This window comes from Bacillus sp. FSL M8-0277 (assembly GCF_037975305.1).
In the GTDB taxonomy this organism is placed as follows: Bacteria; Bacillota; Bacilli; order Bacillales; family Bacillaceae; genus Bacillus; species Bacillus pumilus.
On sequence record NZ_CP150255.1, the window covers coordinates 2,429,153 to 2,441,728 of the forward strand.

The window sequence follows — 12,576 nt, forward strand, 5'->3', positions numbered from 1 at the left end:
TCGGTTTTACAAGGGAGGGGAAAACACCGTTTTGAATCTAAAAAAACACAATCAAATGATGATGCTTCTTACCTGTTTTGTTCTTATCGCAAGTACTTTGCCTATGGCACATGCTACAGCACAAACAGATCAAGCTGTGGTCGCTACAGATGAAATCAATGTGAGAACGGGTCCTGGTTTAAGCTATGGAATCGCAGCTGTTGTGAAGCGCGGAGAAAGCTATCCCATTCTCACGAAACAAGGAGAATGGGTGCAGATCGGGCTATCGAACGGTCAAAAAGGCTGGGTCGTCTCATGGCTGATTACAACATCATCTGGCAGCCAAAAGTCTGCTAACCCGAAGACACAAAATCAAAGCTCAGCAGAGAGCAGTTCCATTACATCGACAGCCTCTGATCTTCGCATACGGACGGGCCCAGGGACTTCCTATCAAGTCGTCGGAACTTTCCCGCAAGGCGCTTCGGCAAAAAAGCTGCAGACAAGCGGCGAATGGACAAAAATTTCGTATAAACAAGCAGCAGGCTGGGTTCACTCTGATTATGTGTCAGGCAGCCAAAAAGCTTCTCAATCAAGCGCTGGCGAGTCCTCTCGCTCTAAACAGACAGGCACAGTTGGCGTATCGAGCTTGAATGTAAGGCAATCGGCGGCACCTAATGCACAAGTCGTCGCTTCACTTGCCCGCAACACACAGATCACCATTTTGCGCGAGCAGAACGGCTGGTATGAAATTGAGGCAAAAGGCGTGAAAGGCTGGGCAGCAAGCTATTACATCGTCACTAGCAATGGAGCGAGTTCGGCGGGTGAAAAGAATTCATCTTCATCGGCTTCCCAAAAGAAAGCGTACATTGTCTACGATGGCACCAACATTCGAAAAAGTGCTTCTACTTCTGCTCAGATTGCAGAAAGAGCCACAAAAGGCGCTGCCTATCAAATTGTTCGCACGCAAGGTGACTGGTACGAGGTGACATTATCAAACGGCGGAACTGGTTATGTGGCAAGCTGGGTCGTTCAAACGAATAAAAATAGCAGCGAGGCACCAAGACCACAGCAGGATTCATCGTCAGGAACTGGTTCTTTAAAAGGAAAAACGATTGTTCTTGATCCAGGTCATGGCGGAAAAGACAGCGGTACGATTGGCGCAGATGGTGCGTTTGAGAAGAACATTACCATCAAAACCGCCAATTTACTGGCAGGCAAATTAAGGGCTTCTGGAGCAAATGTTTATTTAACTAGAAGTGAAGATACTTTTATCAGCCTTCAATCGAGGGTCGCGACATCTCATTACAGAAATGCAGATGCATTTATTAGTCTTCATTATGATAGTTTTATGGACCCAAGTGTCAGAGGAAGTACAGCGTATTATTATCAAGCAGCAAAAGACCAGCAATTAGCGACAAACGTTCATACAGAAGTTGCTAAACGCTCTCAAATCCCTGATAAGGGTGTCAAATTCGGAGATTATTTTGTGTTAAGAGAAAACAAACGTCCTTCTCTTTTATATGAACTCGGCTATTTAAGCAATCCTCAGGAGGAAGCCATCATTTATAGCGCCTCTTACCAAGAACGAGTCACAGAAGGAATGACAGAAGGATTAAAACAATATTTCCGCTAGAAAAAAGAGGCCACTGCGCCTCTTTTTTGTTTGGTCGCAAAAGAAAAAGACTCTAAACAAACTCCTGCATGAGTTTATCTACAGTCTAAAGTGAATCTATTCTTTGCTATCCATCCAGATGGTGACAGGTCCTGAATTGGTCAATGACACATCCATCATCGCGCCAAAACGGCCAGTTTCTACATGAATGCCTTTTTCTCTAAGGGCTTTATTGAAACATTCGTAAAGGGCGTTCGCCGCATCTGGCTTGGCTGCTTTCATAAAATTTGGCCTTCTGCCCTTTCTCGTATCACCATAAAGGGTAAACTGAGACACAGACAGCACGCTTCCTTTTACATCCAATAACGAATGATTCATTTTCCCGTTTTCATCCTCAAAAATACGTAAATGTGCAAGCTTATCAGCTAAATAATGCACATCTTCTTCTGTATCTTCGTGTGTGACACCAACGAGTACCATATATCCTTCATTGATGGCTCCTGTGATCTCTTCTTCTACCTTCACAGATGCACTTGTCACACGCTGCACAACAAGCCTCATAGACGATATACTTCCTTTCTAATTCATGAATCGGCGAACAGAGTAAATGTCTTTGATTTGTTTAATGCGTTCTACCACTTTGTGTAAATGGTTAATATTTTGAATAAAGATCGCCATATGGATCGTCGCCACTTTGTTACGATCAGACTTACCAGAAACCGACGAGATGTTCGTTTTGGTTTCGTTGACTGCTTGAAGCACCTCATTGAGTAATCCGCGTCTGTCATATCCTAATATTTCAATTTCCACATTGTATTCTTTACGGTTTCGAGCAGGCTGTTCATGCTCCCACTCAACCGGGATTAACCGTTCCTGCGCTTCTCCTGTCTTCACGTTCGGACAGTCATCACGGTGAACAGATACGCCTCGGCCTTTCGTAATAAAACCAACAATGCTATCACCTGGAACAGGATTACAGCACTTAGATAAGCGGACAAGCAGGTTATCTATCCCTTTGACTCTTACACCTGCTTCTCGTTTCTTCCCGTGATACGTCTTTGGCTCTACAGTCACTTCTTGAACTGTTTTTTCTTGTTCTTCTTGATCTCTTTGTTTTCTTTCTTTTTCAGTTAAACGATTGGCGACTTGGAGTGCAGTAATTCCGTTATAACCAACCGCTGCATACATGTCCTCTTCGTTTGAGAAATTAAATTTGTCAGCCACTTTTTGCAGGTTTTCAGCTGTCAGGATGTCTTTGACATCAAACTCAAGGTTTTTGATTTCTTTCTCCACGAGTTCTCGGCCTTTTTCGACATTTTCTTCACGGCGCTGTTTTTTGAAAAACTGTCTGATCTTGTGCTTGGCTTGGGAGGTTTGGGCAAGTTTGACCCAATCCTGACTTGGTCCATAGCTGTGCTTTGATGTCAGAATTTCAATAATGTCACCTGTTTTCAATTTATGATCGAGCGTGACCATCTTTCCGTTGACCTTCGCACCGATCGTTTTGTTCCCAATTTCCGAGTGAATCCGGTAAGAGAAGTCAATCGGCACGGAACCCGATGGCAGTTCAATGACGTCTCCTTTTGGAGTAAAGACAAACACCATATCAGAGAAGAGATCGATCTTTAATGATTCCATAAATTCTTCTGCATCTGTCGATTCATTTTGGAATTCAAGGATTTCTCTAAACCAAGAGAGCTTCTTCTGGAAGACAGCTTCCTCCGTTGATTCTGCTGACTCTTTTCCTTCTTTGTATGCCCAGTGCGCAGCAATTCCGTACTCTGCAATTTCATGCATTTCCACTGTTCGGATTTGAACTTCAAGCGGGTCACCTTTTGGCCCAATCACTGTTGTATGAAGCGATTGGTACATGTTCGGCTTTGGCATTGCAATATAATCCTTAAACCTGCCTGGCATCGGCTTCCAGCATGTATGGATAATCCCGAGCACGGCATAGCAGTCTTTAATGCTGTCAACCAAAATACGAACGGCCAGCAGATCATAAATTTCATTAAACTGCTTATTTTGCAGGACCATTTTGCGATAAATACTATAAATATGCTTTGGTCTTCCGGAAAATTCAGCCTTGATGTTTACCTCTGACACCCGATCTTTTACTTCATTGACAACCTCGTCCAAGTATTCCTCACGTTCCGCTCGTTTGCGCTTCATGAGGTTCACGATCCGGTAATATTGCTGCGGATTTAAGTAACGGAGCGCTGTATCTTCAAGCTCCCACTTAATCTTTGAAATCCCTAATCTGTGCGCAAGCGGTGCAAAGATTTCAAGGGTTTCATTTGAAATTCTACGCTGCTTTTCCTGAGGAAGGTGTTTGAGCGTTCTCATATTGTGCAGACGGTCTGCCAGTTTAATCAAGATGACGCGTATATCCTGCGCCATTGCCACAAACATTTTTCGATGGTTTTCGGCCTGCTGTTCTTCTTGTGATTTATATTTAATCTTCCCGAGCTTTGTTACACCATCAACAAGCATCGCAACTTCTTCGTTAAAATGCTCTTTTAAATCCTGTAATGTCACATCTGTATCCTCGACAACATCGTGCAGGAAACCTCCTGCAATGGTCGATGGGTCCATTTCAAGGTCAACAAGAATCCCCGCCACTTGAATTGGATGGATAATATAAGGCTCACCAGACTTCCGGTATTGCTCCTTATGTGCATTTTCAGCATATTCATATGCTCGCTCTATAAATTGAATATGTTCAGCGGACAGGTATTCTCTTGCCTTGTCAATGACCTGCTGCGCCGTTAAAACTTGTTCGTTCGCCATGGAATCACCTTTTTAAATGAAAACTGTATTGTAGTTTATTATCAAGAAAAATTCGATAGATGTAAAGAGAAGAAGTCCGCTAAAAGATTTTTGATAGGAAAAAAGCACCCTTCTTACCGAGTGCTTTTTTCGTAAAACTCCATTAGTATTGCATTAACGTCAAGATATCGTAACCGTCAAGCTTCTTTCTGCCGTCCAGATACGTCAGCTCAATCAAGAATGCAATTCCTGCCACAACGCCGCCCAATTCCTCTACAAGCTTGATGGACGCTTCAATTGTTCCACCAGTCGCAAGTAAGTCATCTGTAATCAATACACGTTGACCAGGACGAATCGCATCTTTATGAATCGTTAATACATCTTTCCCATATTCTAAGCCGTATTCGACTTTAACGACTTCACGAGGAAGCTTTCCTTCTTTACGAACCGGTGCAAAACCTACACCAAGTGCGTAAGCTACAGGGCAGCCAATAATGAATCCACGCGCTTCAGGTCCAACAATGAGATCAATGTCTCTTTCCTTCGCGTATTCAACGATTTGATCCGTTGCATAACGGTACACTTCGCCTTTATCCATTAACGTTGTAATATCTTTAAATTGTACACCTTCCTTTGGGTAGTCAGGTACAACTGTCACATATTGTTTTAAATCCATCTTTTCCTTTTCCTCCTCGTACGTCAAAGCACAGGTGAGACTTCGCTCATCATGCTATTCAGCCATTCCTTCAGCTCTTTGGCTGAGGAATATGTTAGTGTTTGATCGAGTTCCATCAATCGTTGTTTTGCTGTATAGGATGCTGATGCCGTTAAATCTTTTTTAGGGGCATCACGTACTATTGACAGCACACCATTCTCTATTTTAACAAAACCGAGTTCAAAAAACACCTTTGTCATAAAAATCATTGTATCTTTTGTCCAGCCTCTATGTTTCGCAAGCTCCATTCCTTGCTCCTTGAGAGGGAAACTTCCTCGCTTTAACAAGAATCCATAAAACCATTTGAATTGATCACGGCTAGGGAAAGAGGACATGAAATGATCTTCTTTTCTTTGGAAAACCGTATAAACTCTAGCTGGCTTTTGGTTTTCTAACAGCTGCCTTAGTAAGTGTTCATCTGCTGGAACATCTGCAAAGACAACATACTTGCCTTCTACATCGAATGTTGAAACATTTTCTGCATGGACATGATGAATCGGGATTTTGACTTCCTGTTTTGTTTCTTCGTCAAAACAGACCACCACATATTTTTCTGGGTCAAGCGTGGAGATTGTCTTTTCCCAATCCTTTTTGCCGCGCAAATCAAACAGCTGCCACTCATCTACTCGGGCATCTTTTAGCATGAGCTGTGGTTTCTTCCGGTTATTCCATTCATTGATGGACATTTCACCAATGACGGAAATGCGGCTACCTGTGACAACTTCTTCTTTTAATTGACCTTGATGAAAACCGACACAGTCAAGCAGCTGGTCTTCGTCTTTCAGAGACATTTTAATATGATTCTGATTTGCTCCAATTGTTCGGATTTCTTCAAGTCTCACATCTTCAATCATGATGAACGGCTTTGGATTCTGCATGCCAAATGGTGACAGCATCCCCACTTCTTCAATTGCTTCAACCGTCAACTCGTCTACCTTGCATACAGCATCAACCCGCTGAATCGGAATAAAGTCTTCTTCTGTCAACGTTTCATTCGCATATTGATTTAATCTTTCCCTTAGTAAAGGAACATCATCCGCTCGAAGTGTCATACCCGCAGCCATCGGGTGCCCGCCAAAATGCGGCAGAATGTCACGGCATTTGCTTAAATGGAAAAATAGATCGAAGCCAGGAATACTCCGCGCTGATCCTTTTGCCATTTGCGTCTCTTCATCTATTCCAAGCACAATCGCCGGACGAGAAAATGTATCCGTCAATTTAGAGGCAACAATTCCGACAACACCCGGATTCCAGCCAGCTTTCGCTACAACGATTGCAGACTGGTCATCACCTGTCCCTTCCACCATTTGAATGGCTTCTTCTGTGATCATACTCACAATTTTTTGACGTTCTTTATTCAGTTCTTGTACAAAACGAGCGAGTTCTTCTGCTTCATCCTTATCCTCTGTCATGAGAAGATGAACAGCTGGATCGGCCTGTTCAATTCGTCCTACAGCATTCAGCCTTGGCGCAATTTGAAAGCCGACCGTTTCCTCATTTGCTTCTTCAAGAGTAGCACCTGCTTCTTTCAATAACGCCTTCAGCCCTGGTCTATTCGACTGCCTAAGCTGCATAAGCCCTTTTTTAGCGAGCCATCTATTCTCATCATGAAGCGGCACAAGATCCGCTATTGTCCCAATTGCCGCAAGATCTAACAGCTGAGTTGGCAGCTTTCCAAGAAGTGCATGCGCCACTTTAAATGCTACGCCTACACCGGCAAGTTCTTTAAAGGGATACTCACAGCCTGGCTGCTTAGGATGAACAATCGCAAGTGCCTCAGGCAGCTCCTCACTTGGTTCATGGTGATCTGTAATGATCAGGTCTAACCCTATTTCTTTTGCAATACGTGCTTCATTTACAGCTGCAATGCCTGTATCGACGGTGATGACAAGCGATGCGCCTTGCTCTTTGATATATCGGAAAGCCTGTTCATTAGGCCCATAGCCTTCTTTAAATCGATCTGGAATATAAAAGTCTACTTTCGCAGACAACTCTTTTAATGTATGTAAAAGCACAGACGTACTTGTCACACCATCCGCATCATAGTCTCCGAAGATCACAATCGATTCCTGCTCTTCGATCGCTTTGTTGATGCGCTCTACTGCCTCTTTCATTCCTTTTAATAGAAATGGATCATGAAATTCGGCTTTTTGATCAAATAAAAAAGACCTCGCTTCTTCTACTTCTTCAAGTCCTCTTTTTACAAGAAGCGATGCAGTCAGCGCTGAAATATTCAGATTTTCAGAGAGTGATTTCACTTTTTCTTCGCTTGGATGTTCATATTCCCAGCGCATTTTGGATAATAACATAAATTCACCCCTCAACCACACTATTATACTAGAGTGGCCTGAGGGGTTTCAATTTTTATTTTATGAAATTGTGCTGGAAGATTATTTTTCCTTCCGGTTAAATGATGCTGGCTGTTCTTTTAAAGGCGTCTCATTCGGTTTCTTTTGAACGTCTTTGTCGATCTTTTTATTCGAAACAGCAGGTGCAGGTGCGGCTGCACGCTCAGCTTTTAATGCCTTTAGTTCACGTTTCAGTTTCATAATTTGGAAAATCCCTGCAAAAGCCACAATGAGTCCGCCCATGAGCACAGAACCAATAATGACAAGGATCAGCGGCCATTCAGCCGATCCAAATAAGTAGTCAACTTGCACCGGCCGCACATTGATTACGGCAAATACTGAGACAATTAATACGAAAATAAATGCGAGTATGATGGTCCATTGTTGTTTGTTCATCTACATATCCCCCAAGCTTTTTCTTTTATTCTTCCCTTTTCATAGTCCTTTTTAAACACAGAAAGAAAAGCGCGGAAGAAAATCTAACAGTATAGGCATGATACTTCTACAGTTTCAAGCGCTTTCGGCTTATATACCATGCCGCCTAAGATTGCTGCAATTTGTCTTGCTTCTTCATCGTTTAGCAAGATACCAGAAATAGATTCTTCATGATCGTCCTCTTGAAAATGATACATTTCTCTCCTGCCGTCATCGTGAGTAATGATGGCAAGCTTCTCATTATTTCTTGTGATCATTTCGGCTTTGTGACCGATACCTGGCAGTTCAGTTTCCCGAACCTTCATAACAGCCCCTCCAAAGCCAAATGCCTCAAACGGACACTTGCTTTCTATACTTGTCTAAACGTATGTCATTATAGCAAAAGACCATTTCAAGATCAATGATACCCGGAATGTTTTTTCGAATCGTCTTATTTTCGGAAAAACTAAAGAAAAAAGACTGCCATTTAGGCAGTCTCACTCAATTAAATATCTTGCTCAGTATCAATCTTCGCCGGTTTTTTCATCTCACGGCCCTTCCACATGAGCCAAATTTGCGCTGCGATATATAGAGATGAGTACACCCCTGTTAACAGACCGACAAGTAAGGCGATGGAGAAGTTCGTAATTGACGCTGATCCAAAGATAAGCAGTGCGATTACAACGACAAGTACGGTTAATACCGTGTTGACAGATCGCGTAAAGGTTTGCTGTAAACTTAAGTTCACAATGTACGATAGATCTTCAATGGTTTTTGGTTTGCGCTTCTTCATTTGTTCACGAACCCTGTCAAAGGTGACGATCGTGTCGTTGATCGAATATCCGATGACTGTGAGGATCGCCGCAATGAAGGTGACATCCACCTCTAAACGCGTAATACTAAAGAAGGCCACGATAAAGAACGCGTCATACAGCAGTGAAATAATCGCTGCAATGGCCATTTTATATTCAAATCGAACGGATACATATAAAATGATCCCGATTGAAGCAATGATGACAGCATATAATGCATTTCGGGCAAGTTCTTTCCCGACAGTCGGAGACACTGTACTTACGTTCGGCTCCGTTCCGTATTTATCTTTGAAGTAATCTTTCACTTCAGCAATCTTTTCTTTGTTCGGCACACCGACAAATCTCGCTGCTGCCTGATTTTCTTTTTGACCCGATAACACGACACTGTCTGTCTCAAGGTCCAGCTTTTTAAAGTCTTGCTCGACTTGTTCAGTTGACAGCTTGTGATCACTTTGGATATCAATTCTAGTTCCACTTGTAAAGTCAATTCCCGCATTCAGCTTGAAGATGGAAAGAACGATGATTCCCGCAATGGTGATAGTAGCTGAGAAAATCATAAATCCTTTACGTTTGCTGACGAAATCCCACTTATCAAACGGTGTTTTTGGCTCGGTGGTTTCTGTTGTTTCATGAATGTTCATAATGTCTTTTTGACGAACACCAAACCAGCCTTTTCTCCGGTCAAGATAGCGGCTTTCAACAAGAAGACCAAGAAGGAATCTTGATAGGAAGACAGCTGTGATAAAGCTAGTTAAAATCGATAGGATGAGCATCGTTGCAAATCCTTTTACCGAGCTTGTCCCGAAGAAGAACAGCACGCCGCCGGCAATAATACTTGTTAAGTTTGCATCAAAGATGGTTGCAAATGATCGGCGGTTCCCTGATCTGAAAGCAGAACGGACTGATTTGCCGAGCTTGAGCTCTTCTTTGATCCGCTCATAAGTAATAATATTGGCATCAACAGCCATCCCTACCCCTAGAATCAATGCCGCAATTCCGGGCAGCGTCATGACTGCACCCATCCAATCAAACACTTGAAGCGTAATGTAAATATAAGCTGAAAGTGTGATGACAGCGATAAGACCAGGTAATCGGTAATAAAGCAGCATGAATAAGAAGATAAATGCGATTCCTACAATTCCTGCGAACACTGTTTCGTCCAGTGCTTGTTCACCAAACTGTGCACTCACAGATGTTGAATATTTTTCTGTTAATTTCACTGGCAATGCCCCGGCATTTAAAATACTTGCAAGGTCCTTTGCCTCTTGGACAGTAAATTTCCCTTCAATTTGCACGTCACTGCTGTTAATTTCTTGATTCACATTCGGCGCAGAGACATACTTATGGTTTGATTTTGAGACTTCTTTTTTGAAGGAATCTCCTTTGTGGTAATCAAGCCAAATGACAAGCTGGTTATTCGGCGCCATCGCCGCTACTTTTCTTGTGACGTCACCAAATTTTTTCGCATCCTTTAGTTTAACCGTCACAATTGGCTCATTCGTTTGACTGAATGTTTGTTTTGCACTGTTTTCGACCAGGTCAGCCCCGTTAAGGAGTTCTTTATCATTCGTATCTCTGAAGGATAGCTGTGCTTCAGTGGAAAGAATCTCCCTAGCTCTGTTTTGATCTTTTACTCCCGCAAGCTGCACACGGATACGATTGTTGCCTTCAATCGAGATGTTCGGCTCACTTACACCTAGCACATTGGCTCTTCGGTTTAAAGCCTCCACTGTACTGACGAGGACACTATTTGTGATTTTATCCTCTTTTTTCACTGGATGTACATCATACAGGACCTCAAATCCACCCTGTAAATCCAGCCCTAGCGTCATATCTTTCGCAACAGGCTTTGTTAGTAAGCCTACGCCAGTTCCGATTAACAGAACCACTAAGAAAAACGCAAGAATGCGCCCTTTTTTCATTATGTATTTCCTCCTTAAACACCTGAATCCATTAAGATGGCTTATTTCAACAGTTCATCTAGCATATTCTTGCCATCTTCACTGTCCAAAAAAGCAGACGTTTTAAACGACTGAACGGTTGCATAGTTCATAAATTCGCCAATTTTCACAGATAAAATATCTGCAACCATTTCATGAATCGGATACTCTTGTTTTTTCTTCCACTTCTTATTCTCTAAGTATGACCATAATTCCTCTAAATCTACATCTTTATAGCCCAAAACGATGAATTCTTCAAGCTTACTGAACAGAAAAGGCTTTAAATGGTCTTTGTAAATTGCAGCCGGATGTTGTGTCAATGGGACGCTCCCCCTTTTCAGTTTTTATCGAGAGACTTGTCATGCTTGGACGATATACACGCATATCTTATTGTATATGATTCTATGTCGTTTGAGAAGGCAGGTGATCTTTGATTTGACGAAGCAAACGTTTTTAAAGGGCACGATTATTTTAATTTTAGCAGGTTTTATCACGAGAATATTGGGTTTTGTCAATCGAATTGTCATTGCAAGGTTCATTGGCGAAGAAGGAGTCGGGCTTTATATGATGGCTGCTCCTACCTTTTTTCTCGCTGTGACGCTAACACAATTCGGACTGCCTGTCGCTATCAGCAAGCTTGTCGCAGAAGCAGAAGCCCGGGGTGACAAACAGAAAACAAAACGAATTCTTGTCATGTCTCTTGCGATAACAGGGACTCTCAGCCTGATATTCACGCCGCTCTTTTTATGGTTTGCACCCATCATGGCAGAAAATATGCTGACAGATCCTAGAACGGTCTATCCACTGCTTGCCATTACGCCCGTTGTCCCAGTCATCGCCATTTCCAGTGTGCTAAGAGGGTATTTTCAAGGCAGACAGCAAATGAGCCCGCTTGCCATATCTCAAGTACTGGAACAGGTTGCAAGAATTTCTCTAGTGGCAGTATGTACAACGGCTTTCCTTCCTTATGGGATTGAATATGCGGCAGCAGGTGCGATGATTTCATCTGTTATTGGAGAGATGATTTCACTTGCTTATTTACTGATTGCCTTTCGTTATAAAAAGACCATTCGTATTCGAAAACGATTTTTTAAGGCGATTCATGACGGTAAGGACACGTTTAAGCAGCTGATGAGTATTGCCCTGCCAACAACAGGCAGCCGTTTTATCGGGAATATTTCGTGGTTTTTAGAGCCGATAGTTGTCGCGCAAAGTCTTGCCATTGCTGGATATGCGGCCGTCGAGGCGACAAGACAATACGGGGAATTGACTGGTCTTGCGCTGACCCTTTTGACACTGCCTAGCTTTATTACGTATTCTCTCTCCACTGCACTGGTCCCAGCAATCAGTGAAGGAATGGAGCAGAACAAACGCAAAACGGTCGAATACAGGCTGAAGCAGGCGATGCGTCTTTGTCTACTCAGCGGAGGTATTTCCTGTATTATTCTTTTCGTTTACGCAGAAGATTTAACGCTCTTTATGTATGGTTCATCGCATGCGGCTATTTATGTAAAATTCATGGCACCATTTTTTCTTCTATATTATTTTCAAGGGCCGCTTCAAGCCGTCTTGCAAGCACTCAATTTAGCTGGTGCGGCGATGACGAATAGTCTGATAGGTGCTGTTGTGAAAACAGGAATGATTTTTGTCCTTGCTTCACAGCCGGGCTTTGGCATTATGGGGGCAGCACTTGCAATATTAATCGGCATCGTCCTTGTCACGCTACTTCATGCGGCAACTGTTGGTAAAGTACTGCCTATTCATTTACCAATGAAGGAATATGGGATATGCGTTCTTGTGATCATTGGCACTGGGGCCGTGAGCCTTTGGCTGAAATCTCAAGTAAACGGGCTCTTTTCTGCCCCGATTGAGCTTGTGATGCTGATCTTTGTTACGTGCGCGCTGTATGTCATTCTATTAATCTGTCTAGGGCTAGTGAAGCGTGAAGAGCTTCGCCGTATCCCGTTTATAGGGAAACTGCTTTAGC

General features: G+C 42.8%; 9 protein-coding genes and 1 pseudogene. 2 read left to right on the forward strand and 8 right to left on the reverse strand.

All coding sequences use genetic code 11. The features are described 5' to 3' along the window. Nucleotides 1–31 precede the first annotated feature (31 nt). Complete coding sequence (locus tag MKZ05_RS12255) at nucleotides 32–1,612, forward strand: N-acetylmuramoyl-L-alanine amidase (protein ID WP_339160276.1); 1,581 nt, start codon at nucleotides 32–34, stop codon at nucleotides 1,610–1,612. A 96-nt stretch (nucleotides 1,613–1,708) separates the two neighbouring features. Here MKZ05_RS12255 and dtd read toward each other — a convergent pair whose 3' ends face one another. The 8 genes and pseudogenes from dtd to MKZ05_RS12295 all read right to left on the reverse strand — a co-directional run bounded on the left by dtd (nucleotide 1,709) and on the right by MKZ05_RS12295 (nucleotide 10,909). Then, a complete protein-coding gene (gene dtd, locus MKZ05_RS12260; protein WP_003216527.1) occupies nucleotides 1,709–2,152 on the reverse strand; it encodes a D-aminoacyl-tRNA deacylase in 444 nt (147 codons plus the stop codon). A gap of 18 nt (nucleotides 2,153–2,170) precedes the next feature. Beyond that, nucleotides 2,171–4,381 (reverse strand): bifunctional (p)ppGpp synthetase/guanosine-3',5'-bis(diphosphate) 3'-pyrophosphohydrolase, encoded by a 2,211-nt coding sequence (locus MKZ05_RS12265; RefSeq protein WP_012010732.1) that lies wholly within the window; start codon nucleotides 4,379–4,381, stop codon nucleotides 2,171–2,173. 142 nt (nucleotides 4,382–4,523) lie between these two features. After that, nucleotides 4,524–5,036, reverse strand: coding sequence for an adenine phosphoribosyltransferase (locus MKZ05_RS12270; RefSeq protein WP_003216770.1), 513 nt, complete (start codon nucleotides 5,034–5,036; stop codon nucleotides 4,524–4,526). 23 nt (nucleotides 5,037–5,059) lie between these two features. After that, a complete protein-coding gene (gene recJ / locus MKZ05_RS12275; protein WP_339160279.1) occupies nucleotides 5,060–7,384 on the reverse strand; it encodes a single-stranded-DNA-specific exonuclease RecJ in 2,325 nt (774 codons plus the stop codon). Nucleotides 7,385–7,465: 81 nt separating this feature from the next. Continuing rightward, nucleotides 7,466–7,819 carry a lipopolysaccharide assembly LapA domain-containing protein gene (locus tag MKZ05_RS12280; RefSeq protein ID WP_251190258.1) on the reverse strand — a complete coding sequence of 118 codons (354 nt, stop codon included), beginning with the start codon at nucleotides 7,817–7,819 and terminating at the stop codon, nucleotides 7,466–7,468. 98 nt (nucleotides 7,820–7,917) lie between these two features. After that, nucleotides 7,918–8,163 (reverse strand): annotated as a pseudogene (locus MKZ05_RS12285) (hypothetical protein); the annotation flags it as partial. Nucleotides 8,164–8,342: 179 nt separating this feature from the next. Continuing rightward, nucleotides 8,343–10,571: a protein translocase subunit SecDF gene (gene secDF / locus MKZ05_RS12290; protein ID WP_003216337.1), complete on the reverse strand. Its 2,229-nt coding sequence runs from the start codon at nucleotides 10,569–10,571 to the stop codon at nucleotides 8,343–8,345. 41 nt (nucleotides 10,572–10,612) lie between these two features. After that, nucleotides 10,613–10,909, reverse strand: coding sequence for a post-transcriptional regulator (locus MKZ05_RS12295; RefSeq protein WP_003216788.1), 297 nt, complete (start codon nucleotides 10,907–10,909; stop codon nucleotides 10,613–10,615). A 115-nt stretch (nucleotides 10,910–11,024) separates the two neighbouring features. Here MKZ05_RS12295 and spoVB point away from each other — a divergent pair, with 115 nt between their 5' ends. Beyond that, complete coding sequence (gene spoVB, locus MKZ05_RS12300; protein ID WP_034620578.1) at nucleotides 11,025–12,575, forward strand: stage V sporulation protein B; 1,551 nt, start codon at nucleotides 11,025–11,027, stop codon at nucleotides 12,573–12,575. The last annotated feature ends 1 nt before the right edge of the window (nucleotide 12,576 follow it).